This is a genomic window from Hyphomicrobium nitrativorans NL23, assembly GCF_000503895.1.
Classification (GTDB): domain Bacteria; phylum Pseudomonadota; class Alphaproteobacteria; order Rhizobiales; family Hyphomicrobiaceae; genus Hyphomicrobium_C; species Hyphomicrobium_C nitrativorans.
In genome coordinates, this window is record NC_022997.1 from 774,099 (window position 1) to 798,796 (window position 24,698).

A 24,698-nucleotide genomic window follows, 5' to 3' on the forward strand; every position below is an offset into this window, starting at 1 on the left:
GCTGCCTGGATTACGATCCTCCTGCGTGGGCGGACGTTGCTTTTCCGGAAGGCGCCCACCATCCGACGTCTTGAGCGGTTCCTGATGATTGCAGCGCCTCGCAAAAGTTATGTTGCAGGTTCCACGGTAGAAACAGGCTTCAACGCCCTTTGAAACACATGTGCGACCCGCCGCTCGATGAGCTTCGGATGCGCGTGATGAACCATGTGGCCTACACCGGGCACCTCGTCGACGAAACTGTTGTGCAGCTCCCGATGGAGCCGACGGCTATGATCCGCGGTCGAAACCATCCGGTCATCGGCGCCCGCGATGAGGTCCACGGGGATCTGGAGCTCGCCGTACCGAGCGGTGAGGCGCGCTGCGGCGTTTGGCATATCGACGGTATCGTCCGCGACGGCCCGAAGCTGCGAGGGCCGCACTGCCATAGCAACCGGATAGCTGCTCAAGAAGGCTTTTGTCGGCGCGAGCGGCGAGAACACGCGCTTGAACGCCAACGGCGCCGCCACCCGGGCCCACAAAGGCCAAATGGTATTCCGCAGTACATCACCCACCACCGGCATCGCGACGAGGCGCTGCATAGCGACGTCCCCGCGGGTAGTCGGATAGTAGTAGCCGGCGACCAGGACCAGCCCGGACACCGCATCGGGCTCTTCGAGTGCCAGATTGAGAGCGACAAGCGTTGCCCACGAGTGAGCGACGATAACGGGACGGTCCAGTCCAAGTTGGTGCATCAGCGCCAGGAGGAGGCGCGCCTCGCGTTCCGGGCTCCAGCCGCGATCCGGCCGTGGTGAAAGCCCGAAACCCGGGCGGTCCAGCGCGATGACCCTGTGGGTTCTGGCGAGATGGTCTATGAGCCCGCTCGACGTCAGCTCTTCCAACACGCCGCCGTTGCCGTGCAAGACCAGAACCGGTGGGCCGCTGCCGCGATCCACGTAGTGAACCCGCATTTTGCCGACGGACGCGAACTGGCCAATTGGCCGATGCGCTTTCTCGGCACGCCGGGCGAGGTGGTTGACAAGCAGGGCCGACGCCGCAAGCCCCGTGGCGGCCAACGCCGCTGCACGTCCCCATCTCCACGCAGGGGAGACCGGTGCCCCTGGCAGCAGTTTAAGGTTCATATGGCCTCTCACGGACAAAGGAGGGCCGGGTGGGCGCCCGGCCCGCAAGGCACGTTTTATTCTGCGGCTTCTTTGCGTCCGCCTTTGGCCTTGCCTTTTGCCCTCGGCTCCGCATCGTCGGCCTCGACGTTGATTTCCGAAAGCGCCAGCTCAGACAGCTTCGCGTCCGTGTCCTTCTCCTCCTGCAGCGTGGTGCGGAGAAGCTCTGCGGCGTCGGCCATGCCGAGCTTGTCGGCCCAGGCGGCGAGGGTGCCGTAGCGCGCGATTTCGTAGTGCTCCACCGCCTGCGCGGCGGCGAGCATGCCGGCGTCGCGAACGGTTTTATCTTTCGCTTCCTGCATGATTTCGCTCGCCTCCTCAGCCAAGCCATCGATTGCGGGGCAGCGTTTACCGCGCGCGGACTTGCCAATCATCTCGAAGATCTGCTCTAGGCGGGCGACCTGTTCCTCTGTCTGTACGATGTGCTCTTCAAACGCCGCCTTGAGATCGTCCGAGTCTGCTTTGCGGGCCATCTTGGGCAGATTTTTAATGATGGCTTTCTCGGCGTAGTAGATGTCACGCAGTGTGTCTTCGAACAGTTTTTCAAGCGTTTCCATGGGGGTGTTTCCTTATTGCGGTTCAGTTTGACGAGCAGGTGCGTCAATGGCGAACGCCGAGAAACCGCGCCGATCGGGGCATCTCAGGCGGGCACTCCACGTGCGCACTCGAACTATGCTGCCCGAAACACCCCACTCTGATCGGAGTTCCATTTGGCTAGCCGGCGTGTAGCCTACTGCCGCCGCCCGATGTCGGCTTTCTCGGCAGAGGCGCTATCGGTAGTGGGGCATGCTGCAATTGCTAAAGTCGCATTTTGGGATATCTATGATTTCCCATAAGTTATATTATCACGCCGTTGTTATGTTAATCGCCATCGGATCTTGATGGCCCTCTCAAGGTCTTGCACCAGACGCATCAGATCGAAGTCTTCCTCACATTCGCGCGCTATGGCGCGGCAATGCATTTGCACGATTGTCCTATCTCGTCCGTCGAAGACCATGCCAATCTCTTCGGGCGATGCGCCTGATGTCCGGTAGCTCAGATACATCGCAATCAACCTAGGCCGATGCAGCGTGCGGGTTCGCGCCCGCGACAGCAGATCAGCCCGCTCGATCCCGTAGAACGTGCATACCATGAACAGCACGTCTTCAATCCTGTCCTGCCCGGTCATCATCATCGGTTCCGGCCCTCATTCAGCCGCCCCAACGTTGATCGTCAGCACGCTTAAATTACGGCGACATGGCCGCAGGCAAACCAGCACTTGCCCATTTGGGCAGTTGTCTTCGGAACGATCCCGCGCGCTCCACTCTTCGGGCCACCCGCAGGCGGTCCTCTTGATGATGCCGACTCTGCGCCGGTCCGCATCCGCTTCAAGGGTGTCTCTCGCGTCGCGTTCGCCCCCTCGGCTTTCGGCGTCGCCGGCCGCCTCGCCTTGCAGGCTTCGGTTCCGCGTCTGCTGAAGCCCGGCGCTGCTGCTTCGGCATCGAGACCGCCATACCGGCGGGCTCACAACCGAAGGAGTCTTTCATGACCGAGATTACATATTTTCCTCTGACCAAGCTGGTCCTGTGGGACGGCAATGTCCGCAAAACCGATATCCATGCCGGCATCGATGAACTCGCCGCATCCATCGCCGCCCATGGTCTGCTGCAATCCCTTGTCGTGCGGCCGGGAAAGCGCGGCAAGTTTGATATCGTCGCCGGTCAAAGACGTTTGCTTGCGCTTCAGGCGCTCGTGAAGGCCGGCAAGATTGACAAGGCTTATATGGTTCCTTGCCTGCTGGCTGATGCGCAGCTGGCCGCGACCGAGTTGAGTCTTGCGGAGAATGCTGTCCGTGCTCACATGCATCCGGCGGACCAGTTTGAAGCATTCCGGCAGTTGATCGACGGCGGCTCGTCTGTAGCCGACATTGCAGCACGCTTTGGTGTGTCCGATACCGTCGTTGCCAGACGCATGAAGCTTGGCCGCCTGTCGCCGGTCATTCTCGATGCCTATCGCTCCGGTGTCATAGATCTTGAGGAAGCCCAGGCTTTCGCCATATCCGACGATCAGGCCGCCCAGGAGCGTGTATTCTCCGAACTTTCCGAATGGAGCCGCAATGCGCATAACATCCGCGGGCTGCTGACTGAGGGCGACGTTTCGACGAGTGACAAGCGCGTGCGTTTTGTTGGTCTCGACACTTATGTGGCTGCCGGCGGTGCCTTGCGTCAGGATCTCTTTGACGATGCCGGTAGCGGATTTATCCTGGATCTTGCATTGCTCGAACGTCTTGTCGCCGAGAAGTTCAATGCCTGCTCCGCTGACATCCGCGCCGAAGGCTGGAGCTGGGTGGAAATCATTCCCGATGCGGACTGGCAGACCATCAGCCGATTCAAGCGGGTTCGTGCCGAGCGCGCCCCTCTGAGCGAAGCCGATCAGGCCGAGCTCGAACGTCTCGCGGGCGAATACGATGATCTGGCCGACACCGAGAATGCCGACGAAGATCGTCTCGCCGTGCTTCAGGAGCGTATGGATGCCCTTGAGGACACGCCGCAGAGTTGGACCTCCGAAGCTCTGGCCGTAGCCGGCGCAATTCTTTGTCTCGATCACCGCGGCGCTCTCTGTGTCGAGCGTGGCCTGGTTCGCAAGGAGGACGCTGATAAGCTCCAGAGCGATGAAGCCTCATCTGCCGGCGATGAGCCATGCAGTATCGCTCGGACCGACGCGTTCCCCCGCGGCTGGTCGAGGATCTGAGCGCACAATATAGCGCCGCTATCAGCGCCGAGCTCATCAGGCGGCCCGACATCGCGCTTACTGCGATTGTCCACAGTCTCGCCCTGTCCGTATTTCCAGGTTTGGGCGCGGCAGAGACCTGCCTGAAGCTCAATGCCGGCAATGCCTATCTCAATCGGATCATAGGTGATCCTGAATCCTGCAAGGCGCTGGCTGTTGTCGAGCAGGAGAGAGAGCGCATCAGCAGTCAAATGCCCTGCAATACGCAAGCGCTCTGGAGCTGGCTGCTGTCCCGGTCATGCGACGAACTCCTGGGCCTGCTGGCATTTATCGCCGCCAGTGCGGTCGATGCCGTGCAGCGTAAGCCTGACCAGCCTGATTTGCCGAGGCTGGTGCACGCTCGTGCCCTTGCCGCGGCGTTGCAGCTCGATCCGGGTAACTGGTTCCAGCCGACCGCCGCAAACTACTTCGGTCGTATCAAGCGTTCGCAAATCCTTGACGCCATCGATGAGGTGAACGGCTCTCACGCTCCCGCACTCGACAAGCTCAAGAAGCCCGAACTTGCGGCGCGCGCCGAGCAGCTTGTCGCTGGTAAATCGTGGCTGCCCGAGCCGTTGCGGTCTGTCGTTAACGGCACCACTTGCGCAGAGGCAGCGGAATAGGCCGATCCACTTCCGGCTGCGCTGCAAGGTGCAGCCGGATTTCGTCTCCAGGACCGCATCACGCTGGCGTGCTGTTGTCAGTCAGCACCACGGCTCCATAAAATCCCTCTTTCAACAACATGGTGCGAACTCGGCATCACCCAGGACACGCGCGCCGATCACGCGCAATACCTCGCGCAGTGGTTTCAGCAGCCGAGCTAGCCCGGCCCGGGTCGCTTGCTCACTGCCGTGACAACGCGAAGCTGCCCGCAGCGACGTTGCGCGGGCAATGCAGCAAGCGTTCATGTTCAAAAGAATGTGTCGTAGATTCCGTAAATACACAACCCGATAGGCGGGGCAGCGATGAACAACGCGCTAGCCACCCCCAGCTGCTGGTGGAAAGGTCGTTTCATCCGTACCCACGGAAAGAAAGACACAACGAGCGCGCCCACGCCGTAAATGGTACCGAACACGCGGGCCAAATCAAGCAAATCAGGTGCGGGCCTGTCGTTGGGCATATAGCGGGCCAAGTAGTCCGCGTATGTCGGGTAGTCTCCAAGGTGCACAGAGTAAACGCCGTAGCCAAGGAACCAGAGCGTCGCCATAGTCATCGTCAGTAAAAACAGTGCGACCGCTGTCCTGATGTAGTTTGGCAGGAAGAAGTTCGCCGTGGCCAAATATGCGATGGCCAGCGTTCCTCCGCCAATAGAAGCGAACCAGAACCAATGCGTGTTTACGAACTCGAGGGCTATACCGAGGGCATAAAGCCCAAGGCAGATGAAGCCGACAATGGCGATACCAGCCGCCTCGTTGTCGGGATTTGAGCCGGATCGTCGGCCGCCGATCGACTCGAAGTGCCATTTGTATCTCTGGACCGAAGGGTCGGCGCTATCCAAGCGGGCTTCAGCGTGGAGCAGCCCGAGCAGGCGGCCATTCCCGTCTTTCTGAAGTGACATGCCGTAACCACCCCTTTGCTTTTGCCTTATGGAAACCAATCCATGGGTGCAGGGCTTTGGCGGAGGTACGGACAGAATTGCCTAAAGTGTTCGAGTGCCCCCCGACTCGCTGCGAAACTGATTGATCCGGCTCGTTCGAGAGTGTTAACTTTTGCTGGAGCAGGCCGCTCAAATCCTCGCAGATGAGGGGATTCCGCTGAGGTGAACAGAATAGGCAAGAGTGTCACATTCACGAACTGATGCTGCCGGCGGAAAGGAACGTCGCCATGCATCACGCACAGTCAGCACCTACGAGTCTTTACTCTACCGCCGGCCTGCGTAAGTACCTCACCCGTGAAGAACGAGATCGCTTTCTGGTGGCTAGCTGGAGCGCGACGCGGCCGGACGTGCGCACGCTCTGTCTGACCCTTGTTTACACCGGCTGCCGCATCTCTGAAGCTCTCGCTCTGACTACGGCAGACATCATGGTCGACGAACGGGCCATCGCCATACGTTGTCTAAAAAAGCGCAAACCGCAGGTGGTTGTGCGCGAAGTACCAATACCTCCCGTGCTCATTGAAGAGCTTCAGCGTATACACGGCTTGCCGTCAGCGGGCCATTTGCAGCGCCTCTGGCCGCTTTCCCGCGGGCGTGCCTGGCAACTCGTTAAGGAGGTCATGGGCACGGCAGGGCTGGTCTCCGGACCCCATGCCAGCCCCAAGGGCCTGCGTCACGGTTTCGGCGTGCACGCGATCCGCTCGAAGATACCGCTAAATCTCGTGCAGCGCTGGCTTGGCCATGCACGCATGGAAACGACAGCAATCTATCTGCAGGCTATGGGTAGCGAAGAGCGCGAGATCGCTGCGCGGATGTGGATGTGATGCGCTTCTAGCGGAAATCTTGCCGGAATGTAGAGGAATTCTAAGTGATGCGCGGAGCATCGCGCCTGGGTTCGATTAGAATAATTGAGGCGAGATAATCAATGGCAGAGAAAGACGCCCTGATGCTTATTGGGAAGTCATCAACGCCCGGAGCTGCTGACGCATCTCTTCGATCGCGGCGTCGCGAACGGCGTCTTTGTCGTTTGCGGCTTTTTGTTCAGCGCGCAGCGTGTCGTTCTCGCTCTTTAGTTCCTGGACGGCCTTAATGAGGGGCACAACAAGCGCAGCATAGCTGACGTTTAGTGTTCCCTTTATCTCTTCTCTGCTGCCATCTGGCAGCGTGATACTGGAATCGATAGGATCACCGATCACTTCAGGCAGGATTTTTTCGACTTCCTGGGCGATCAGGCCCAGCTGCTCTCCTTGCGCTCGTTCAGCATCACGCCAATGGAAACGAACAGGTCGAAGTTTCATGATAGTTGAAAGACCGTCTTCCTTTGCAAGCTGGCGCACACGATCCTTGAGGCGAGCATCGGAGTAGCTCGTCCACGGCGCAGAACCACCGCAGTTGGTCCCATTGCAAACTACGCCCCAAGAATTGTTGTAACCTAAAAGACCGTATACCGAGCCATTGTGCGTGCCCCCCTGTATTGCAGTTCCGGTGTCTGTTGCAGCACGTGCGTGCAACCGTGCTGCCGGTGTTGTCATCCCAATCCCGACGTTGCCATTACTGTTCATCGTCATGACCGTAACATCCGCAATATGGTCATGATCCCCAGTGGATTTGAGCATGAAATCGAGTCTCGATCCCGGTGCAAGCCCCGGTTGGATCCCATAAGTACCCAATGCGATCGCTGCGACCTGTGGGAACGACACGCCGGAATTTACAGCCCGCGAAAGTTTGATCAACTCTTGCGTTCCGACCGTGCCTGTCGCCGTGCTGCCGAACACATGCAACTTGGTGTTGGGACTTCCCGTCCCGATGCCGACATTGCCGTTGCCTAGAACACTGATGGCCTCTGTAGAATTAAATGTATTGCCTGACGGGACGTCCAAGGTCAGTCTTGGCACCCCGGATAAATTACTTTTCACGCGAATTCCGCCGAGCCATCCGGTTCCGGCAACCGGCGTTCCGATGTTGATGCCTATGTCCTGATTGGCTGCATGCGCTCCGTCGCGAATGTCCAGCCTGGACGTGGGCGTTGCCGCTCCGATCCCTAGCCGCCTGTTCGTATCGTCCCAGTGCAAATCTGAATCGGCTGCGAGATTTGCGCCTGATTTGAACTGTATGGAGCCATCATTGCCGGCGGGCGTTGCACCACCGCCAAGAGCGTACCAGTTAACACCATCACAGAATTGCACCACGTCGTGCGTGTCGTTGTAGGCAAGGGCGCCGCGGATACCCGCAGGTCCCGAGCAATTGGCAGAAGCTGTGACCGGAGCCATTGTGAAGATCGCTAACAGTGCGGCAGCGAAGAGCTTCATTGCGCGGGCTTGGCGCCTTCGCGCGGTTCGAGCCGGATCTGTTGAAATGACTCGTTTCTTTGTCGCAGGTCATCAACGTCGGCCTGAAGCGCCTCGACTGCGCGGATCAGACAAGACATAGCAAGGTGAAAGTCTCGATCTACATCGCTATGTGGTCGTGTCGTCGGCTCAATCGCGCTACGCACGGACACGACGGCCTCAGCAATGGTGGACGCGCATGTCGAGGCAGAGGCCGAGCCGATTGCCCCGCTGGCGTAGATCAGGCTGCAAAAAACAGCGCCGGCTATGAAAATGGCAGTGACCGTGCTGGCAGTTCTCAATCATCCCCCAATGGCATCGGATAGCCACCAGACAAGCAGCAAATGCTGGCTGGTGGCCGGGAGTTGATAACCGCTGATGTTGAAACGGCGCGGCGCTTTTTTGGCCGCGAGGCTTGGACATATAACGCCGCCTCCCGGCCTTGAGACCGAGAAGCGACACAAATCCGGCTGTGTCCACCGCAACATCTAAGGGTTATCACGCCCTCGGCCGGAAAAGCCCGACCGTTAATCAGTGTACGCTTATTTTGAGCGGAAGGTCAACTTTACAGCTTCACACCCGGGGGGCTTTGCAAGGCTAGACGGTCAAATAGGCTGTTTGTTGAAAACGCCACTTTCTCATTCCATTTTGCGAAATTTGCATAATTCACGTGTTTTATTTTATATTAATTCTCTAATTAAGTTTTGAGGGCTTATAAATGTTGCTCCGTCAGGTTTTTCAAATTTCATTTTGAAACATCACAATAGATTGCAGTTTGCGGCGTATGAGGGGGGCAATCTTGCCCTCGTCGCAAGCGAGAACAACAAGGCTGATGCGGTTAGCAACGCAGTAATCTTTGGCCAGACCCCTGAAGCCATGGCAGCATTTTCCTTTGCCGCGATGTCCGGGTGCCTGTTCGCGTTCGACCCCATGAAGTCGCCGAACTTCCTACTGCTTGCCGGTCTTTCGGGTCTGGCTGGCGGCCTATTTCTTGCCAGTGCCGGCTTCACTCTGAGCGGCGGAGCGGTTGCTTTGTCGTCCCTGGAAATGGCGCGCGGCGGATATCATGTTCTGGAGCAACATTTTCAACGAACGAAAAGGCAATCGGTGGCCGCTGACCTGCGGATTTCATCCGGGTTGGCCACGATCATGGGAATATCCGTCTATGCTTGGGCAGTTTCTGCCGTCACACGACGCAGTGCCACAGCTAAACGCATTCTGGATGATCGGCCGCTATTGACGAGTTCAGCAATTAAAGCGCCCATGCGCTTCGACATGATCGGCCAAAGCCTCTTGCGGGGTGAGTGGGTCACTGCGGCGGTTGGAACATCCTGGCTCATTGGTGACGGCCTTGTCGCATTAAACGATACGCGCCTGAAGGCCCGCCTCAAACTGACTATGCGCCCAGCCATCCGCCAGTTAGTGCGAAGCGAGTTGCCGTCGTGTCACGGGCCAAGGTAGCTCTTTATCAATTGACGATGCCGCAACTCTCATCCGGCGAGCTTTAGTGCTGAGCGGTCCGCTTCGACCTCAGCAGGTGTCTGTAGTTCACCCGCAAAACTCGCAGACAGCCAAAGCCTAGCTCTCCCTTCTATCGTTAGCTTACCAAGCTTCAGGCTTTGCAGCTGGCCGAGGTAGTGCTTCCGCAGAATCGCCTCCGTCATCAAATGTGCCGCAGCAGGCCGCTTAGTGTCGTTCTTTGTTTTTTGCGGCTTCTTCAAAGCGAGTGTCCGTTTCCATCGTCTTTTCAGTTAGCCCGCGCATGGCCTTGTCAGGATGGGGTCTAACCGGGCCCGCTCGCTATGGGTCAACGCGGCTCGCTTCCTTCGCTTCGCTTCGTGCAGCTCCGCCCCTCTGGCGCGCCTTTGGGCGCGGCGTTTGACCCGCTCGCATGCGCCCGGTTTCTCCACGCCCCCATCAAGGCCAGGCGCGGTGTCTGGCTTCAAAACAAGAAACGGAGAGAACCCATGAAGAAGCAAACCAAAGAAAAGAAAGCCCCGACGCACGGCGTCTATGTCGTGCAGGGCGAAGGCGAAAACGCGCACTGGCTCAAGATCGGCGCAGCCTGGCTGCACGGTGACGGCAAAGGTGCCAACATCATGCTCGAAGCCCTGCCTTTGACCAGCAAGGTCGTAATCCGCGAGTTCTCGGAAAAGGACACTGATAACAAAGGGGCTCAGCAATGAGCCCCTTCTTCACCCGCCCCGGCCGCCTTGCCGCTGACGCTTACGAGGCCCGTATCGAAGACGCTATCCTGCGCGCAGACGATCTCTACGATCTGGACGGAGAAACCTTCTTCCGGTGCCGCGATGGCCGCATCGAAACCAGCAACTGGGAGGTCGGCCAATGACCTCCCGGCAACTCAGGTCCCGCCTCGCCGAGGCCCTGGACATCATCGCCGCTGTCGAGCGCTATCTTGAGAAAATTGACTATGCCGCAACCGGCTGGGGTGGCGTCGCGCTCCAGCATCGCGTGGCAGACTTCATGGACCGCCACCGCGACGAACGAGAAAGCGGGTGCGCGCTATGAGAGGGTTCGCAACCCCGCGGGCGAGGACGGCGCAGGCCGTCCTGCGCCCATCGTTCCGCATCGGCAACCGTATCGAGAACGAATTCTATCCGACCCCGCCCGAGGCCACGCGCGCATTGCTCTCCGCTGAGTCCTTCGACGGTTCGATTTGGGAGCCGGCTTGCGGCAACGGCGCAATTGCGCAGGTCCTTGCCGACCACGGGCACACCGTGGTCAGCACCGACCTCTATTCCTACGGCTTCGGCGAAAGCGGCGCTGACTTTCTGCGCGAGCACCGCCCGCGCGCAAAACATATCGTCACCAATCCCCCTTATGGCAAAGGTCTGGCTGACAGGTTCGTCGAGCACGCACTTGCTCTCACCGCACAGACCGGCGGCAAAGTGGCGATGTTGTTGAACATCTCCTCGCTCTGCCATCCAAGCCGCACGTCCGAATGGCTCAGTCGCCCGCCTGCGCGCATCTACGCGGTGGACGACATCGTCTGCTGGCCGCAGGAAAGTCATGGCCCACCGCCGGAATACTTCAGGAAGCATCGCTATGTCTGGGCCATATGGGCGCCGGGGCATGCGGGGCCCGCAGCCTTCTGGTGGTTGTCAGGGGCTAAATTTCGGTATCGGTAAGAGACCACGACCAGCGCGAGCCAGCCCTCACGGTCTTCTCCATTGCCTGCGCCGCGTCTGGGCGATCTGCCCGACCTCATCGTCATGGGGTCTAACCGGACCCGTTCGCCGGTTCAACCCGGCTCGCTTCCTACGCTACGCTCCGTGCAGCTCCGCCCCCTTCGGGCGCGCCTTCGGCGCGGGGTTTGACCCGCCAGCCTTATGGGGCCGGTTTTAACGCCCCCATTGAGGTCGGGCAGCTCGCCCAGCCGCTCAAGAACAAACGCAAGGAGAAACACATGACCGTCAAATCAAACGCCTACGAAGTCGGCTTCCGCGTCACCGAGTATCGCAGCATCTATTTGCACGCAACGAGCCCCGAAGAGGCCATCGCCAAGGCGCAGCAACTGCGCAGCCGTAATCCGAACTCGGAATTGTTCGTCGTAACCACCGACCCCGATAGTGACTGGCGAGCCGACAAGGTGGAGCCGTGATCGGCTCCACCATAAGGGCCGCTCGGTGCGGCCCTTAAGACCGACGCGCCTTGCCGCGTCGATCGGATGCTGGGCTTGGATCAATGCACCCAGATCTCCCTCGCGTGCGCCGCAGGCGCAGCGCGCTGGCGGCTTTCCACGGTCGATAGGCTCTCGCGTATCTCGCGCAGGGCCTTGGTGAGCTGCACGGCGACGAGTCGCGCATCGGCTTTTTGCATCGCATGTGAAAGCAATACTGTGCGACCTTCCTTCGTGAACAGGACAACTCCCCAGTTGGTGCCATCCGCTGTCAGTTCAATCGACGCAATCTCCGTTTGATCGAAGTTGAGTCTCTCGACCCAAAATCGCTTCGCCACGCCGTTTGGGGTGGATATTCCGCCGTCAGCTTCGAACACCACGATACGCGGACGGGCGATGCTCCAGGTCAGTTTAACGACGCATATGAGTGCGAGGGGCAGAAGGAAGATCAGTCCCGGTTTCGGACCATGCGCATAGCCGACAAGTGCGGTTGCGCCGGAAATTAAACCCAGCATCGCGACGATCAGCTGCCCACTCAGGCGTGCCTCGTCCCACTGGTAGCCTGCTTCCTCAAGGTAGCCGCCGGGGCTGCGGCTACGGATAGGATTATGACGCCAAAGGCTCATGAAAGTCATGGGGCAGCCTCTCCATATAGATTGGCGGGCGGCCGGGCGCGAGGACCAGCTGCCTGTTTGTTTCTCTGCTGAAATGCATGGTGATCTCGTTGGCATCGAGCAGGCGCACGCTGCGCAGATGCTCGCGAATACCGGTATCGCCCTGGCTCATCGCCTGTCCGGAGAGACGGACAGCCTGACGCTCGAAAACTTGCGTGGAGCCGAGCAGCCGCGAGAGATGCTCGGTTGTGGTCAGATCAGCATTGCCAAAGGCCTGAATGATGCCGGCATTTCCGAGAAATGTTTCCCAGGATTTCGGATAATGCGTCTTGAGCTGCGTGAAGTCCTGCAACACGCTCCACAGCTTCACCCCGAAGCCAGCCATCAGACCGGCCGCCGTCTCGATCGAGCGCATGTGACCGAGCGACGGAAACTCCTCAAGCACAAACCACACCGGCAACGCGCCGCGCGTGTTTCGCGTGCGCTCAAGCGCCGCGAGCGCGAGCTGAATTACCAAGCGCATCCATCTGTAATGCGTGCCCATGCGCATGCCGGGCAGAACTACATAGATGCTCACGTTGTCGGTCGCGAGATCGGACAGCGCGAAACTGCTGCGCTCGGTGATGGCGACGATATCGTCCAGCGGCGCGGTCTGTTCCTGGGCCGTAGACAGGATGCCCTGCAACTCGCGTCCTCCTGCCTCAAGCTTGCCGAGGAACGACCGGCCGATGTTGGAAACGACGCCGTCGAAGGCCGTTGATGCCGTCATGGCGGTGAACAGTTCGTCCAGCTCCGCCGGCGTACCGTTCAGCAGCGCACGCACTCTGCGGAGCGTTGCACCGCTCGTGGTGGACAGCAGATGCAGGCTCAGGCCCCGGACAAGGTTCCTGGCGCTGTCTGTCCAATGCGGGTCTTTGTTGTTGGCAATTATGAGCGCGTCCGCGATCTGCGCTGCATCGGCCGCGATGCGCTGTGCGCTGCCGCTTTCAAGCTCGTCGAACGGATTATGGGAAGCGGTGGCGAACTCTGTCTCGCCGAACGGGTCCAGCACGTAGACGCGCTGACCCATGCGTTGGCGATGCCCGGCTGTCGCACGGGCAAGCTCGCCCTTCGGGTCGAGCACAAGCACCGAGCCCGGATAGCGGCACAGGTTCGGAATAAGAACGGTTGAGGATTTGCCCGCCCGCGTACCCGCAACGGTGACGACGTGCCGGTCATCGTCAATGCCGATGAGCCGCCCCTGCCAATGCCCCAGGAGAACGCGGCCCGGCTGCCAGTCCCAGTTCGATGAAAGCTCCCAAGGATGACCCCATCGCGTTGAGGGTGCGCTTTCGGAGCGGCCCGGAATGCCGGAGCCGCGCGGTGGGAAACTCGGGTCTAAAAAGGGCTTTTCGGACATTGCCACACCTCCTTCGGAAAAGGGGTGCGCAATTAGTATTTGAAAAGGTGCTCTTGTAAACGTGCGCGCAAATTCGCTGTAGAAATCGAATGTTCTTTTATGTGCACGTATGTCCGTATGTAAAAATAACGGCCCAAAGAAATAAATATGGGAGCAACTTGAATTGACTTGTTTTGTAGAAATAGAGCGCCCTAATAAGTTAAAGCCGTGGGGTAGCGAGATGTGGATTTGATATCGATATACCGGCTTACGCCGATATCGATATCAAGATCCCTCTCGCCGGGGAGAGTGCTCCGCACTCCCCTGGACCCCTCCGGTCAGGGCGCAGCCGCGCCCCGAACCCAACCTTATAGAGGCAGAGAATGCCGCGACGACGGACACACGAGAAAGGCGCCCGCACGAAGATGGTCTGTATCCGCATGACGGATGACGATTATGTGCGAAAGGCATCCGAGGCAAAGGCCCTCGGGCTTACGGTCTCGGGCTTGTGCGAACGTCTCGTGCTGACAGGCAAGGTCGAAATGAGTGCTGTGCCGACCTATCGCGTCATGGACCCGGCGCTCTTCGCGGAGCTTCGCCGTATCGGCAATAACGTGAACCAACTCGCACACGCACTGAACGGCAATCTACCGCCTGATCGCGGCTATCTCTGGAACACGGCGCAACAGCTGCTGACCATGCTTCTCTCCGAAGAGCTGCTGAACCAGAAAACCTCAAGCCTTATGACGAGGGCAATTGCCAATGATTCCCCGGCTCCACAAGCGCGGGACGTCTTTCAAAGGAGTGTGTGGGTACATCCTGCACGACGCACGGACGACTTCCCGTGACCGGATCCTTTGGAACGAAACCCGCAATCTCATCTCGAAGGCCGACGATGCCTGGTTCGAGATGTTCGCGACCGCGCGCGATCAGGCTGCGTTAAAGCAGCATTCTGGCCAATCCGCGCGTGGGCGGAAGAATATCAGCCCCGTTCTGCATCTCACTTTGTCCTGGGCACAAGGGGAGAGCCCCACACCGGAGCACATGCGCGAAACTGCGCTCTCCTCCCTGGACGCTCTCGGTCTTGCTGGGCACCAAGCCTTGCTTGCCGCCCATTCGGATAAGCAACACCTGCATGTGCATATTGTAGTCAACACGATCCATCCCGAAACCGGAATGACGGCCGCGCTCAAATACAGCAAAGAGCGGCTGTCGCGATGGGCCGAAGCTTATGAGAAAGAACACGGCATCCACATCGAGCAGCGGATCAGGAACAATCAGCGCCGCAAAGAAGTGTCTTCCGCCCGCGAACAGGATCCCTCCATTCCCTTTGAGCCGGTGAAGAATAAGCAGACTGCGCGCAAGGACTGGATCGAACAGCAGGAGATTCTTGATCGTATGAAGGAGCTTCGCTCGGAGATCCGGCCGACGCTCCAGCAACCCAGCCCGCAGGATCGCAAAATCCTGGCAATGCATCACCGCGCCGAGCGGGACGCCTATTATCAAAACGCACGAGGGGCCGTGCAGCGGGCCTGCTCTGCCGTGTTCACCCGCCGCCGCCCGCAATGGCGCGATCTCTACAGAGTGCACAAGAAGGAAAGCGCGCGCTTGAGGGAAGCACATCCGTTCGAGCGCGCGGTCTATGTCTATACGCAGCGCAATCGACTAGGGAACGGCAAGCCCCTCACCGTCCGGCAGATGTTCAACCTCATCATAAAACCGGACAGGCTGTTGAACAGGGTGGAAACAATACAGGCCCAAGAGCGCGCCAGCCTCGCGCGTTCGGAAAAGACTGAAAAGAAGCAGGTCTCGGATCGGCTCTGGCAGAACTACAAGGCCGGCATCGAAAAAATCAGGGAGCGACAAAAGACAGAACGCTTCGCCCTGGTCAGCGAACGTGAGGCGACTCTGCGGAGCATCGTGACGCCCGAACTGGCCAAAGAGAAGATCATTGCCGAACGTCAGATGGTCAGCAGCCCGTCGCAGCAATTCGGCAAGGCCGTAGACGCCCATAAGGAAGGGCACGTGCGCGAGGTGGAGAAGATCAAGCGACAGATGGAGGAATGGCGCCGGCGCAATCAGGACCGCGATTTCGGCCGGGAAATGTAACTAAGCCGCGCCAGGCTTCCGTTTAGCTCAGTACCGACGCGAAGATATGGCGTGCTTCCCGCTGCATTGCGGCTTCGGCCGAGTTCTGTGCGCGAGAGAAGAAAACACTCTCTGCTGCCGCACGCGCATCCATCCGCGCTAGGTTCAGGTCACGGATTTCTGGGGCCGATGAGAAAGCTTTCATTTTGCTGGAGGACGCCCGCATCTCAGCGCGTATGCGCGGTTGCGCAGCAAGGCGCCGCGCTTTGGCCTTCTCGAAGACGACCAGTGTCTCGCCGAGGCGTTGATGCATGGCCACGAATTCCGGCCGTGGCGTGGACCATTTCTGATCTGGCGCCAACGTCGCTACGCCGATTGCGATCGATCCTGCGATGACGTCACGACGTGTCAGCGTGTTCTCAGTCATTTGCTCGCCTCAACTGCTCGTCCTGCATCATCTCTAACCCAGGATCAGGGAGCGATGATGGCGCAGCGGTATTGATGCCCGTGACAGACTCAATGCGGTGTCAGACGCCATTCCTGTCACGCACGAGCGTTGGGAACACGAACATGCGGGCACACCAAAACACCTGCCTAAGCCGGCCCCCGTGCGTGACAGGTGCGTGACAGGATGGGTTATGCGTTGGTGGGGTTTACGTAAGATCTTGATTTAATTGGTGGAGCCGAGGGGAATCGAACCCCTGACCTCTGCAGTGCGATTGCAGCGCTCTCCCATCTGAGCTACGGCCCCGAACAGGGTTCGCGCATTTACCGTCCGCCTTTTGACCTTGTCAAGGAACTGGCGGGGGCGCTGCCTCCGATGGTTTGCAGTGACTTGCCGCCCCAAGCCGCAGCCGCTACACGTCGAGTGGCTCTCCGCGAATTCAGGACATCCGCCCCATGCTCGAGCTGCTCGGCTTTATCAGCTACCTCATCACCCTCTATGTCTATGTCATCATCGCTTCGGTCATCCTGAGCTGGCTGATGGCGTTCGGGGTGGTCAACCCCTACAATCGGTTCGTCAGTGCCCTGGATCAGGCGCTGCGGGCCGTGACCGAGCCGCTCTTGCGGCCCATCCGCAATGCGCTGCCCGATTTCGGCGGCATCGACTTTTCGCCGCTCATTCTCCTGCTGGGCTGCTTTTTCGTGCAGAGCGTGGTTCTGCCGAACGTCGCCAAGCTGTTCTTGTGACGGCTGAGGGGGCCGGGATCGCTCATCCATCCCAGGTTCCCTGGCGGCGAGGGGCCGGGTGCGTCATCGTGCGCGTGCGGATCACGCCAAAATCGTCCAAAGATGCAATTGACGGCGTCGAGGAGACGGCCGACGGGCCCGCCCTCAAGGCGCGAGTTCGTGCCGTGCCCGCCGACGGTGCCGCGAACGCCGCCCTGATGAAGCTCCTGGCCGAATGGCTCGGGGTGCCGAAAAGCAGCGTGGGATTGGCCCACGGCGGCAAATCGCGCGTGAAGTCGGTCGAAATCACCGGCAACGTGGAAGACATCGAAGCCCGGCTCGCCGCGCGGCTGGGTGGCGTCGTGTAATTTTTTTGGATTTGGATACGGTTCGAGACCAACCGCTCAACGCAAGAAACGGAGGAGGGGAGCCCATGGCAGCCCAGATCATCGATGGCAAGGCCATCGCAGCAGACGTCCGGAAGGAAGTGGCCGCCGATGTGAAGGCGCTGCAGGCGAGCCACGGGCTTACGCCGGGCCTCGCGGTGGTGCTCGTCGGCGAGGACCCGGCCAGCAAAGTGTACGTGAAGAACAAGGCCGCGCAGACCGTCGAGGTCGGCATGCAGTCGTTCGAATACAAACTGCCCGAGACCACCTCCGAGCATGAGATTCTCACCCTCGTCGAGCGGCTCAACGCAAGCCCTGAGGTGCACGGCATCCTGGTTCAGCTTCCGCTGCCCAAGCACGTCAACGCCGAGAAGGTGCTGAACTCCATCCATCCCGACAAGGACGTGGACGGGTTCCATCCGACGAACGTCGGCCGGCTCTGGATCGGCGAGCGTGCGCTCGTGCCCTGCACGCCGACCGGCTCGGCCATCCTTGCCAAGCGCGCCGCCCCCGATCTCAAGGGAATGAACGCGGTCGTCATCGGCCGCTCCAACATCGTCGGCAAGCCCATGGCGGCGCTGCTGCTGCGCGAAAGCTGCACGGTGACGATTGCGCATTCGCAGACGAAGGATCTGCCGGGCGTCGTGCGCGAAGCGGATCTCGTGATTGCGGCCGTGGGCCGTCCGGAAATGGTGAAGGCCGACTGGATCAAGCCGGGCGCCATCGTGATCGACGTCGGCATCAACCGCGTGCCGAGCGAGAACGGCAAGACCAAGCTCGTGGGCGACGTGGCCTATGCCGAGTGCGCGGAGGTGGCGGGCGCCATCACGCCGGTGCCGGGCGGCGTCGGGCCGATGACGATTGCGTGCCTTTTGCAGAACACGGTCGTTGCGGCGAAGATCCAGAAGGGCATCAAGGACTAATCACGTCCGGAGTTTTCAAAGATCGAACGAAGGCCGGGGCGCGTTCCCCGGCCTTTTCTAGAGCGTGATCAGTTTTGATTGAATCGGGATCACGCTCTATCTCTTTAGTCAGACCGATGATTCACGCTTCAGGCTGATAGGACCTGAAGCGATCATGGTCTATTGGCCGAAGAGCGACGTGAGCGAGAACGTCGAGGCGACGACGATCGGCGGGTTGCCGGCGACCTGCGGGTGCGGCTCGTCGATGTAGACGTGGAGGCCGGTGGCGCGGCCGTCCTTGATCAGCGACGACACGTAGGCCCAGCCCTTGGGTTCGAGGCCGATGCAGGCTTCGGACATCTCGCCCTTCAGGCGGACGTGGATCGCGATGTTGCCGCGCTTCAGGATTGCGGCCGTCTGTTCGGGCGTGAAGCGGTCGCGGTTCCAGAGCGTGCGCAGATAGACCGCCGCGACGTGGCGTTTGGTCTTCGGGCCCCAGCTCACCCGGTGTTTGGCGCTGCCGGCGAACGTGTATTCGCCCGGCGGCAAGGGACCGATGGCGCGGGCTGCGAAACAATCCGGGTCGGGATTGTTGCGGCAGACGTCGCGGCCGGAGAGACCCCAGGCGACGGTCTGGCCGTTTGCCGGGTCTCCCGGCGCGATGACGAACAGCCGGCCGGTGCGGATCGTGTAGCCAAGGCGGAAGCTCGGCGTCGAGGCGGGGACTTGCTGGACGACGTCCTGATACGGGCTGCAAATCTCGCCGCCGCTCAGCTTCCGCTTGAAGCCGTTGAGGCTGACGGTGACGTAGTCGACGCCGGGCGCGCAATCCCATTGCGGCAACCCGGAACGGCCCGCCAGCGAAATCGACGGTGGCTGCTGCTGGCGTTTCGGAGTTTTCGGCGTCGCCGCGGCGGAAGGTGCCTGCTTCGGCATGTTGAGCGTGGTGGTGGACCAAGCGTCGCCCACGGGCACTTCAGGTTGCTGGCGGACGCGCTCGCAGTCCTCGGACAGCTTGGGAGGCTGGATCTGCGTGGCTGCGAGGCGGCGTGCGACGGTGCTCGTCGCGCCTTTTTCGATGTAGGCGTGGATCAGCGCTGCCTGTACGTCGATCTGCTCTTCCGAGAGCTCGAAGATGCAGTCCTCGTAGAGCTGGTCGCCCACCTGGCTGAATATGTGGGCGATTTCGTCGGCGGCGGGCAGGCCGGGGGCGGCATCGCGCGGCGGTTCCGCGAGACTCGGGAGGGCCGAAGCCAGGAGAAGGCCCGCGGCAGCCGCGAGCACCCATCTCATCGTTTTACTCATCGACGTCATTTCAGGCACGCGATGCTCGCCATGCGGGCCGACGGGGTGATGCCAAAGCGCGGCAGGCCAAATTCCGACGGGCCACTTTTCCGGACGCTTTTCTACGTCATGAGTCGGGGTGAGAGTAAGGCCGGTGGCGCCGGAAAGCCGGGGGGCGCAACGGCAGGCTGCCTCTGGCCTCATTGGACACGCTCCTGGCGCAGCGTTTCGCCGCGATAGGAGAGCGCCTCTGCAACATGAATACGGCCAACCGTCTCGGCCGCGTCGAGATCCGCCAGGGTGCGGGCAACGCGCAAGGTCCGGTGGTAGCCGCGCGCGGAGAGTTTCAGGGTGTCGGCGGCGCTGCGGATCAGGGCCAAGCCGGCGTCGTCCGGCTGGGCGATCTTTTCGAGCAGCGTGCCGGAGCATTGCGCATTCGTGCGCAAGCTGGCGGCGCTGTGCTCGACGAAGCGGGCGCGCTGACGTTCGCGTGCGGCGGTGACGCGGGCGCGGACCTCGGCGCTGCCCTCCTTCGGGGGTGGCAGGACGAGGTCGGCCGCGGAGACGGCGGGGACCTCGATCTGAAGGTCGATGCGGTCGAGCAGCGGCCCCGAGATGCGCGCCTGGTAATCGGCCGCGCAGCGCGGTCCGCGTTTGCAGGTCTGTCCCGGTCCGCCGCCGCATCGGCACGGGTTCATCGCGGCCACGAGTTGGAGGCGCGCCGGATAGGCGACGCGGTGGTTGGCACGGGCGATGATCAGCTCGCCCGTTTCGAGCGGCTGGCGCAAGGCATCCAGCACCGAGGGCTGGAATTCGGGCAACTCGTCGAGGAACAGCACGCCGAGGTGGGCGAGGCTCGCTTCGCCAGGGCGCGGGCGCGTGCCGCCGCCGACGAGAGCGGCCATGCTCGCCGAGTGATGGGGCGCGCGGAAGGGCCGTTCGGTGCAGAGCTTTCCACCCATGAGCTCGCCCGCGAGGCTGTGCACCATCGAAACTTCCAACATCTCTTCGGATGCAAGTGGCGGCAGGATGGATGACAGGCGCTGGGCGAGCATGGATTTACCCGATCCCGCGGGGCCGACCATCAAGAGGTTGTGTCCGCCTGCGGCGGCGACTTCGAGCGCGCGCTTCGCGCTTTCCTGGCCGCGCACGTCGCGCAAATCGGGGTGCACGGTGCCGCTCTCGTTTCGAGTGAGCGCGGGCTTCGGCCGGGACAGCGCTTGTAGGCCCTTGAAGTGATTGACGAGGGAGAGGAGATGCGGGGCGGCCAGGATGTCCGCGTCGTCGCCCGCCCAAGCCGCTTCCGGGCCGCAGGCTTCCGGGCAGATGAGCCCTTTGTCGATGGCGTTGGCGCCGATTGCGGCGGGCAACGCGCCGGGGACGGGACGTATGGCGCCGTCGAGGGCGAGTTCGCCGATGGCGGCGTAGCGTTCGATCGCGTCCGGCGCGATAGCCTCCATGGCGACCATGAGCGCAAGCGCGATGGGAAGATCGAAGTGGCTGCCTTCTTTCGGGAGATCGGCGGGCGCGAGGTTGATGGTGACGTGCTTATAGGGAAGCCCCAGGCCCACGGCATGCAGCGCGTTGCGAATGCGTTCGCGGCTTTCGGCCACCGCCTTGTCCGGCAATCCGACGATCATGAACGCCTGCGCGCCGGGCGTAATGCGCACCTGCACGTCCACAGGGCGCGCTTCCACGCCCACGAACGCCATGGTGGCAATGGTGCCGTACATTCCGACGGGTCCCCGTTTCTCCGTCCAGGGAGCGTATGCGGGCGGAGGTTCTCTCGCAACCGTCGGTACGATGCCGGGCGCGTGCCGTACGAAATATATTGCGGCGGAGAGGGATCATTTCGTGCTGCCAGACGTTGTCGCTGCTTCGTCGAATGTTTTGCAACAACCCTGTGTCTCGTATCGTTGACGGAGCAGACGCATGGGCCTGGATGCCCCCCGCGCCGACACGATCGCCAGCCATTTCGGATGGTTCCCGTTGTTCGCAGTTGCGATCTTTTTTGCGGCCGCGGCGAGCGACGGGGCGGAAGAGCGCGAGCATAAGTCCGTGGCGCTTCTTGCCGTGGATTACAGTAGCGGCAGCGCGCCATCTGCACCTGCGAGCGCGGCAGAGCAGGCCCGCATCGCTGCAATTCAAGCGCAATTCCAGGATCGGCTGGCCGAAAGCGGACGCTTCACGTTCGTGACCGTTCCGCCTGCGGTTCGGGCGCGGATCGATCAGGACCAGGCCATCGGCGCATGCGGCGGGTGCGAAATCACCTACGGCCGGGAGCTTGGCGGCGACGTGGTCGCGTGGATCAACGTGCAGAAGGTGTCGAGCCTTATCCTCAGCGTGAACGTCACCGTGGCGGATGTGGATACGCAGAGGATCAAGTTCGTGCGCAGCGTGGACATCCGCAGCGACGACAAGAGCTGGTCCAGAAGCCTCGATTATCTCATAAAGCACCATCTTCTGGAGACGCCGATCTAGGTGCTTTATAGACCTTCAGGCTGCTAGGCCTGAAGCGATCATGGTCTAAGATCGCTCATTGGGTTTCGTGAGGATATGCCATGAGCGTTTCGCTGTGCCGCCGCCTGTCTGCGACTGCGGGCCCGTGCTTCGCGGTTGCGATGTCTCTGACGATTGCAGGGGGCGCTCTCGCGGACGAGAAGATCCCCAATCTGGTCGGAACGTGGGTTGGAGAAAACCGCACGATTTCCGACAAGAAAGGCTTCAGCGACTGGGGCACCAAGAAGGTGGAAATCACCGAGCAACGGGACCGGCGCTTCAAAGGCCATTTCACCTACGCCGAGGGGACGAAGCATTTCTTCGGGATCATCTACCCGGATAACGAGACCTTCACGTGGGTGGCGTCCGACAGCAAGGGCTACAACCATGGCCGCGTGCTTGGGCCCGGCCGGATCGGCGCCTGCTACATCGAATCCGGCGACGAGGCGACGGCCGGTTGCGCGGACATGAAGCGGAAGGGTGCGGGCCACGAGTGACGTCGCGTGAGAGGCGTATGCGTTCAGCGCGCTTTCTGCGCGACCTTGTTCTCGATGGCATCCCATATGAGCGAAGCGATATCGGCGCCGCCGAAGTCTTTCACCTGGCGGATGCCCGTGGGAGACGTAACGTTGATCTCGGTAAGATAGCCGCCGATGACGTCGATGCCGGTGAAGATGAGGCCGCGGGCCTTGAGCTCGGGGGCGAGGCGCGCGCAGATCTCGCGTTCGCGCTCGGTGAGATCGGTGCGGTGCGCCGTCCCGCCGACGTGCAGATTGGAGCGCGTTTCGCCCGCTGGCGGCACGCGGTTGATTGCGCCCGCCACCTCGCCGTCCACCAGGATGATGCGCTTGTCGCCGCCGCGCACCTCGGGCCGGTATTCCTGCACCATGAACGGTTCGCGGAACACGGTCTGGAACAGCTCGACCAGGGAGCCGAGGTTCGTGTCGTCGGGTGCAACGCGGAACACGCTCGCGCCGCCGTTGCCGTAGAGCGGCTTCAGAATGATGTCCTTGTGCGCGCGGCGGAAGGCCAGCACATCGTCAAGCGAGCGCGTGACGAGGGTCGCCGGCATCAGGTCCAGGAAGTCGAGGACGAAGATTTTCTCGGGCGCGTTGCGCACGTGCGCGGGGTCGTTGACGACGAGCGTCTTCGGGTGGATGCGCTCCAGGAGATGCGTGGTCGTGATGTAGGCCATGTCGAAGGGCGGATCCTGGCGCAGCAGCACCACGTCCCACTCCGCGAGGTTTTCGCGGCTTGCCCGGCCGAGGCGATAGTGATCGCCGATTTTGTCGACCACGCTCAACGCGTGGCCTGTGGCCATCAGATCGCGGCCGTCGAGCGCGAGGTTCTGTGGCGTATAATAGAAGATCTCATGGCCGCGGCGTTCCGCTTCGAGCAGGATCGCGAAGGTGCTGTCGCCGCGAATGTCGATCCGCTCGATGGGGTCCATCTGGCAGGCAATGCGGAGGGGCATGTTGGTCTCACGGGATCGTGGTTCGGATCGCGCTGAGGCTTACCACGAGATGCGCATGAATGCGCAACGGCGGAATTCGCCGATGCGGGCACACTCTCCCGAAACGCTCGATGTGCGCGTTACCAGCGCGGGCCGAGATAGGGCGGGAGGTAGCGGGCGTCGGCACAGCCTTCGCCGTCCCAGTAGCGGTATTTTCCGCAGGATGCCGGCCGGGGCGGGCCGCCCCAGGGCGCGACCTGCCAACCATAGACGGGCGGCGTGTAGACGGTTAGCGGCGGGGCCGGGAGCGGCCGGCGATATTCGACGACGGGAGGCGGCAAGTCCGGCACGCGATAGATACGCGCGGGCTGCGGCGGGACGTAGTAGACGCCGCCGTCATCGTAATAATCGTCCTTGAAACTGCGATGGCGGCGGTGGCGCACGTCGATGAGCGACGCATTGTCTTTCGACGCAAAGGCGGCTGCCGGAAGAGGCGGCGCGGCGTTTGTGGCGCCTGCAACGCAAAGAACTCCTGCGCCTGCGAGGAGGCTGCTCAACATCGTACGGGCGATCACACGCATTACCGAACTCCATGATCCCCCATGTGCGGATCATCATAACGCGCGTGTGTGTCGAAGTCCTCGCCGGCGCTCGGGAAAGCGCCGGCGAAATGCCGTTAATCTTGATTCCTGGTGACTAAACCCGACGGGTTTAGTCATGCGGACTCAGGCGTTCTCGTCACCCGAGGCGACGCGGCCCATCCATTCCTCCTCGGTGATGTTGCCGGCCTTCTCGACGGCGGCGAGTTCGTGCGGGCGCAGGATGTCCTGGAGGCCGTCGATGCGCTTCCATTCGCAGAGCGGCGTTTCGACCTCGGCGCGCGGGACGTATCGGGAGGCCGTCTTCTTCTCGTAGCGGTGGACGTAGCGCGGGCAGTTGATCCAGATCTCCGAGACGGCGACGCGCACCGCCAGCTCCGCCTCGTTGAAGAGGCCGAGCAGGTCGCCGTCTTTCACCACTTCCGCGCGGCCCTGAAGGCGGAGACGGAACGGTTTTTCGAAATCGATGAAGAGACAACCGATCTCGGCGTGGCCGGTGATGTTGCCGGTGGAGTAGTGCATGCCGTTGCCGTCATAGCTCGGGAAGGCGATCGTGCCGGCGTCGAGCACGCGGACGAAGCCGGGGTCTCCGCCCTTGTAGGAGACGGTTGGGCGGCCGTTGTGATCGACCGTCGAGAGGAAAAACATGTCGCGGCTCTCGATGAACGCGCGGGCTGTGTCGTCGATCTCCGGCTTGACGGCGATGGCTTCGATACGGTCGGCCATGGCGCGGCTTGCGAAATGGTCCTGCAATTCCCGATGCTGGGGTCCGTATAGGCGGCTCATGGACTTCCTCCCCTTGTCATGCCCGGTCGCGCGGAACGGCGCGCCGGATCTGTCGATGGCTTTTTGCTTACCA

The 24,698-nt window shown here is 61.2% G+C and carries 29 protein-coding genes and 1 tRNA gene; 16 read left to right on the top strand and 14 right to left on the bottom strand.

Annotated features, from left to right (window positions below; all coding sequences use genetic code 11):
- Positions 1–107: 107 nt before the first annotated feature.
- From W911_RS03535 to W911_RS03545, 3 genes are all read right to left on the bottom strand, one after another.
- Complete coding sequence (locus tag W911_RS03535; RefSeq protein WP_023786139.1) at positions 108–1,118, bottom strand: alpha/beta fold hydrolase; 1,011 nt, start codon at positions 1,116–1,118, stop codon at positions 108–110.
- A 56-nt stretch (positions 1,119–1,174) separates the two neighbouring features.
- Positions 1,175–1,714 (bottom strand): YciE/YciF ferroxidase family protein, encoded by a 540-nt coding sequence (locus W911_RS03540; protein WP_023786140.1) that lies wholly within the window; start codon positions 1,712–1,714, stop codon positions 1,175–1,177.
- A gap of 299 nt (positions 1,715–2,013) precedes the next feature.
- The gene (locus tag W911_RS03545; protein ID WP_158412828.1) at positions 2,014–2,325 is read right to left on the bottom strand and encodes a helix-turn-helix domain-containing protein; all 312 of its coding nucleotides are present in this window, start codon (positions 2,323–2,325) and stop codon (positions 2,014–2,016) included.
- 356 nt (positions 2,326–2,681) lie between these two features.
- Here W911_RS03545 and W911_RS17145 point away from each other — a divergent pair, with 356 nt between their 5' ends.
- A complete protein-coding gene (locus W911_RS17145; protein WP_051388505.1) occupies positions 2,682–3,887 on the top strand; it encodes a ParB/RepB/Spo0J family partition protein in 1,206 nt (401 codons plus the stop codon).
- Entirely contained in the window at positions 3,836–4,528 is a 693-nt protein-coding gene (locus W911_RS03560; RefSeq protein WP_041316231.1) for a hypothetical protein, read from the top strand. The genes W911_RS17145 and W911_RS03560 overlap by 52 nt, the downstream gene beginning before the upstream one ends.
- Positions 4,529–4,815: 287 nt before the next feature.
- Here W911_RS03560 and W911_RS03565 read toward each other — a convergent pair whose 3' ends face one another.
- On the bottom strand, positions 4,816–5,463 hold the full coding sequence (locus tag W911_RS03565) for a hypothetical protein (protein ID WP_023786142.1): 648 nt from the start codon (positions 5,461–5,463) through the stop codon (positions 4,816–4,818).
- Between the two features lie 266 nt (positions 5,464–5,729).
- Here W911_RS03565 and W911_RS03570 point away from each other — a divergent pair, with 266 nt between their 5' ends.
- Complete coding sequence (locus tag W911_RS03570) at positions 5,730–6,323, top strand: tyrosine-type recombinase/integrase (protein ID WP_041317288.1); 594 nt, start codon at positions 5,730–5,732, stop codon at positions 6,321–6,323.
- A gap of 126 nt (positions 6,324–6,449) precedes the next feature.
- On the opposite strand, the gene W911_RS17665 is transcribed toward W911_RS03570, so the two are convergent.
- On the bottom strand, positions 6,450–7,808 hold the full coding sequence (locus W911_RS17665) for a tail fiber domain-containing protein (protein WP_081717617.1): 1,359 nt from the start codon (positions 7,806–7,808) through the stop codon (positions 6,450–6,452).
- 786 nt (positions 7,809–8,594) lie between these two features.
- Here W911_RS17665 and W911_RS03580 point away from each other — a divergent pair.
- From W911_RS03580 to W911_RS03600, 6 genes are all read left to right on the top strand, one after another.
- Positions 8,595–9,287, top strand: a complete 693-nt coding sequence (locus tag W911_RS03580; protein WP_023786146.1) for a hypothetical protein — start codon at positions 8,595–8,597, stop codon at positions 9,285–9,287.
- 506 nt (positions 9,288–9,793) lie between these two features.
- Positions 9,794–10,012 carry a hypothetical protein gene (locus W911_RS03585; RefSeq protein ID WP_041317291.1) on the top strand — a complete coding sequence of 73 codons (219 nt, stop codon included), beginning with the start codon at positions 9,794–9,796 and terminating at the stop codon, positions 10,010–10,012.
- Positions 10,009–10,176 carry a hypothetical protein gene (locus tag W911_RS18280; protein ID WP_023786148.1) on the top strand — a complete coding sequence of 56 codons (168 nt, stop codon included), beginning with the start codon at positions 10,009–10,011 and terminating at the stop codon, positions 10,174–10,176. Before W911_RS03585 ends, W911_RS18280 begins: the two co-directional genes overlap by 4 nt.
- Positions 10,173–10,355, top strand: a complete 183-nt coding sequence (locus tag W911_RS03590) for a hypothetical protein (protein ID WP_023786149.1) — start codon at positions 10,173–10,175, stop codon at positions 10,353–10,355. Before W911_RS18280 ends, W911_RS03590 begins: the two co-directional genes overlap by 4 nt.
- Positions 10,352–10,975 carry a DNA methyltransferase family protein gene (locus W911_RS03595; protein WP_023786150.1) on the top strand — a complete coding sequence of 208 codons (624 nt, stop codon included), beginning with the start codon at positions 10,352–10,354 and terminating at the stop codon, positions 10,973–10,975. Before W911_RS03590 ends, W911_RS03595 begins: the two co-directional genes overlap by 4 nt.
- A 278-nt stretch (positions 10,976–11,253) precedes the next feature.
- Positions 11,254–11,448: a hypothetical protein gene (locus W911_RS03600; RefSeq protein ID WP_023786151.1), complete on the top strand. Its 195-nt coding sequence runs from the start codon at positions 11,254–11,256 to the stop codon at positions 11,446–11,448.
- An 80-nt stretch (positions 11,449–11,528) separates the two neighbouring features.
- On the opposite strand, the gene W911_RS03605 is transcribed toward W911_RS03600, so the two are convergent.
- Positions 11,529–12,101 carry a hypothetical protein gene (locus tag W911_RS03605; protein ID WP_144083497.1) on the bottom strand — a complete coding sequence of 191 codons (573 nt, stop codon included), beginning with the start codon at positions 12,099–12,101 and terminating at the stop codon, positions 11,529–11,531.
- Entirely contained in the window at positions 12,073–13,479 is a 1,407-nt protein-coding gene (locus tag W911_RS03610; RefSeq protein ID WP_023786153.1) for a type IV secretory system conjugative DNA transfer family protein, read from the bottom strand. The genes W911_RS03605 and W911_RS03610 overlap by 29 nt, the downstream gene beginning before the upstream one ends.
- A gap of 404 nt (positions 13,480–13,883) precedes the next feature.
- On the opposite strand from W911_RS03610, the gene W911_RS03615 reads away from it, so the two are divergent.
- Both W911_RS03615 and W911_RS03625 read left to right on the top strand, forming a co-directional pair.
- Entirely contained in the window at positions 13,884–14,306 is a 423-nt protein-coding gene (locus W911_RS03615) for a plasmid mobilization protein (protein ID WP_425277587.1), read from the top strand.
- On the top strand, positions 14,221–15,567 hold the full coding sequence (locus tag W911_RS03625) for a relaxase/mobilization nuclease domain-containing protein (protein WP_081717619.1): 1,347 nt from the start codon (positions 14,221–14,223) through the stop codon (positions 15,565–15,567). The genes W911_RS03615 and W911_RS03625 overlap by 86 nt, the downstream gene beginning before the upstream one ends.
- A 22-nt stretch (positions 15,568–15,589) precedes the next feature.
- On the opposite strand, the gene W911_RS03630 is transcribed toward W911_RS03625, so the two are convergent.
- Positions 15,590–15,973, bottom strand: a complete 384-nt coding sequence (locus W911_RS03630) for a hypothetical protein (protein ID WP_023786157.1) — start codon at positions 15,971–15,973, stop codon at positions 15,590–15,592.
- A 248-nt stretch (positions 15,974–16,221) separates the two neighbouring features.
- A tRNA-Ala gene (locus W911_RS03635) sits at positions 16,222–16,297 on the bottom strand.
- A 149-nt stretch (positions 16,298–16,446) separates the two neighbouring features.
- Here W911_RS03635 and W911_RS03640 point away from each other — a divergent pair.
- The 3 genes from W911_RS03640 (at position 16,447) to folD (ending at position 18,025) form a co-directional block, all read left to right on the top strand.
- Entirely contained in the window at positions 16,447–16,737 is a 291-nt protein-coding gene (locus W911_RS03640) for a YggT family protein (RefSeq protein ID WP_023786158.1), read from the top strand.
- A 68-nt stretch (positions 16,738–16,805) separates the two neighbouring features.
- Entirely contained in the window at positions 16,806–17,084 is a 279-nt protein-coding gene (locus W911_RS03645; RefSeq protein WP_425277583.1) for a DUF167 domain-containing protein, read from the top strand.
- Positions 17,085–17,149: 65 nt separating this feature from the next.
- Entirely contained in the window at positions 17,150–18,025 is an 876-nt protein-coding gene (gene folD, locus W911_RS03650) for a bifunctional methylenetetrahydrofolate dehydrogenase/methenyltetrahydrofolate cyclohydrolase FolD (protein WP_023786160.1), read from the top strand.
- Positions 18,026–18,184: 159 nt separating this feature from the next.
- Here folD and W911_RS03655 read toward each other — a convergent pair whose 3' ends face one another.
- The gene (locus W911_RS03655) at positions 18,185–19,309 is read right to left on the bottom strand and encodes a DUF2778 domain-containing protein (RefSeq protein WP_244438581.1); all 1,125 of its coding nucleotides are present in this window, start codon (positions 19,307–19,309) and stop codon (positions 18,185–18,187) included.
- Between the two features lie 179 nt (positions 19,310–19,488).
- Complete coding sequence (locus tag W911_RS03660) at positions 19,489–21,021, bottom strand: YifB family Mg chelatase-like AAA ATPase (protein WP_023786162.1); 1,533 nt, start codon at positions 21,019–21,021, stop codon at positions 19,489–19,491.
- A gap of 199 nt (positions 21,022–21,220) precedes the next feature.
- Here W911_RS03660 and W911_RS03665 point away from each other — a divergent pair, with 199 nt between their 5' ends.
- Together W911_RS03665 and W911_RS03670 are read left to right on the top strand one after the other, a co-directional pair.
- Complete coding sequence (locus W911_RS03665; protein WP_023786163.1) at positions 21,221–21,769, top strand: DUF3280 domain-containing protein; 549 nt, start codon at positions 21,221–21,223, stop codon at positions 21,767–21,769.
- 80 nt (positions 21,770–21,849) lie between these two features.
- A complete protein-coding gene (locus W911_RS03670; protein WP_023786164.1) occupies positions 21,850–22,284 on the top strand; it encodes a lipocalin-like domain-containing protein in 435 nt (144 codons plus the stop codon).
- 23 nt (positions 22,285–22,307) lie between these two features.
- Here the strand turns inward: W911_RS03670 and gshB are convergent, their stop codons facing one another.
- The 3 genes from gshB to W911_RS03685 all read right to left on the bottom strand — a co-directional run bounded on the left by gshB (position 22,308) and on the right by W911_RS03685 (position 24,625).
- The gene (gene gshB / locus W911_RS03675) at positions 22,308–23,261 is read right to left on the bottom strand and encodes a glutathione synthase (protein WP_023786165.1); all 954 of its coding nucleotides are present in this window, start codon (positions 23,259–23,261) and stop codon (positions 22,308–22,310) included.
- A gap of 119 nt (positions 23,262–23,380) precedes the next feature.
- Positions 23,381–23,821, bottom strand: a complete 441-nt coding sequence (locus W911_RS03680) for a hypothetical protein (RefSeq protein ID WP_023786166.1) — start codon at positions 23,819–23,821, stop codon at positions 23,381–23,383.
- Between the two features lie 144 nt (positions 23,822–23,965).
- The gene (locus W911_RS03685) at positions 23,966–24,625 is read right to left on the bottom strand and encodes a pyridoxamine 5'-phosphate oxidase family protein (RefSeq protein WP_023786167.1); all 660 of its coding nucleotides are present in this window, start codon (positions 24,623–24,625) and stop codon (positions 23,966–23,968) included.
- Positions 24,626–24,698 lie beyond the last annotated feature (73 nt).

Coding starts and splice junctions, on each gene's coding strand:
- W911_RS03535 (WP_023786139.1), bottom strand. CDS start 1,118: ATGAACCTTAAACTGCTGCCAGGGGCACCGGTCTCCCCTGCGTGGAGA.
- W911_RS03540 (WP_023786140.1), bottom strand. CDS start 1,714: ATGGAAACGCTTGAAAAACTGTTCGAAGACACACTGCGTGACATCTAC.
- W911_RS03545 (WP_158412828.1), bottom strand. CDS start 2,325: ATGACCGGGCAGGACAGGATTGAAGACGTGCTGTTCATGGTATGCACG.
- W911_RS17145 (WP_051388505.1), top strand. CDS start 2,682: ATGACCGAGATTACATATTTTCCTCTGACCAAGCTGGTCCTGTGGGAC.
- W911_RS03560 (WP_041316231.1), top strand. CDS start 3,836: ATGCAGTATCGCTCGGACCGACGCGTTCCCCCGCGGCTGGTCGAGGAT.
- W911_RS03565 (WP_023786142.1), bottom strand. CDS start 5,463: ATGTCACTTCAGAAAGACGGGAATGGCCGCCTGCTCGGGCTGCTCCAC.
- W911_RS03570 (WP_041317288.1), top strand. CDS start 5,730: ATGCATCACGCACAGTCAGCACCTACGAGTCTTTACTCTACCGCCGGC.
- W911_RS17665 (WP_081717617.1), bottom strand. CDS start 7,808: ATGAAGCTCTTCGCTGCCGCACTGTTAGCGATCTTCACAATGGCTCCG.
- W911_RS03585 (WP_041317291.1), top strand. CDS start 9,794: ATGAAGAAGCAAACCAAAGAAAAGAAAGCCCCGACGCACGGCGTCTAT.
- W911_RS18280 (WP_023786148.1), top strand. CDS start 10,009: ATGAGCCCCTTCTTCACCCGCCCCGGCCGCCTTGCCGCTGACGCTTAC.
- W911_RS03590 (WP_023786149.1), top strand. CDS start 10,173: ATGACCTCCCGGCAACTCAGGTCCCGCCTCGCCGAGGCCCTGGACATC.
- W911_RS03595 (WP_023786150.1), top strand. CDS start 10,352: ATGAGAGGGTTCGCAACCCCGCGGGCGAGGACGGCGCAGGCCGTCCTG.
- W911_RS03600 (WP_023786151.1), top strand. CDS start 11,254: ATGACCGTCAAATCAAACGCCTACGAAGTCGGCTTCCGCGTCACCGAG.
- W911_RS03605 (WP_144083497.1), bottom strand. CDS start 12,101: ATGACTTTCATGAGCCTTTGGCGTCATAATCCTATCCGTAGCCGCAGC.
- W911_RS03610 (WP_023786153.1), bottom strand. CDS start 13,479: ATGTCCGAAAAGCCCTTTTTAGACCCGAGTTTCCCACCGCGCGGCTCC.
- W911_RS03615 (WP_425277587.1), top strand. CDS start 13,884: ATGGTCTGTATCCGCATGACGGATGACGATTATGTGCGAAAGGCATCC.
- W911_RS03625 (WP_081717619.1), top strand. CDS start 14,221: ATGATTCCCCGGCTCCACAAGCGCGGGACGTCTTTCAAAGGAGTGTGT.
- W911_RS03630 (WP_023786157.1), bottom strand. CDS start 15,973: ATGACTGAGAACACGCTGACACGTCGTGACGTCATCGCAGGATCGATC.
- W911_RS03640 (WP_023786158.1), top strand. CDS start 16,447: ATGCTCGAGCTGCTCGGCTTTATCAGCTACCTCATCACCCTCTATGTC.
- folD (WP_023786160.1), top strand. CDS start 17,150: ATGGCAGCCCAGATCATCGATGGCAAGGCCATCGCAGCAGACGTCCGG.
- W911_RS03655 (WP_244438581.1), bottom strand. CDS start 19,309: ATGAGTAAAACGATGAGATGGGTGCTCGCGGCTGCCGCGGGCCTTCTC.
- W911_RS03660 (WP_023786162.1), bottom strand. CDS start 21,021: ATGTACGGCACCATTGCCACCATGGCGTTCGTGGGCGTGGAAGCGCGC.
- W911_RS03665 (WP_023786163.1), top strand. CDS start 21,221: ATGGGCCTGGATGCCCCCCGCGCCGACACGATCGCCAGCCATTTCGGA.
- W911_RS03670 (WP_023786164.1), top strand. CDS start 21,850: ATGAGCGTTTCGCTGTGCCGCCGCCTGTCTGCGACTGCGGGCCCGTGC.
- gshB (WP_023786165.1), bottom strand. CDS start 23,261: ATGCCCCTCCGCATTGCCTGCCAGATGGACCCCATCGAGCGGATCGAC.
- W911_RS03680 (WP_023786166.1), bottom strand. CDS start 23,821: ATGCGTGTGATCGCCCGTACGATGTTGAGCAGCCTCCTCGCAGGCGCA.
- W911_RS03685 (WP_023786167.1), bottom strand. CDS start 24,625: ATGAGCCGCCTATACGGACCCCAGCATCGGGAATTGCAGGACCATTTC.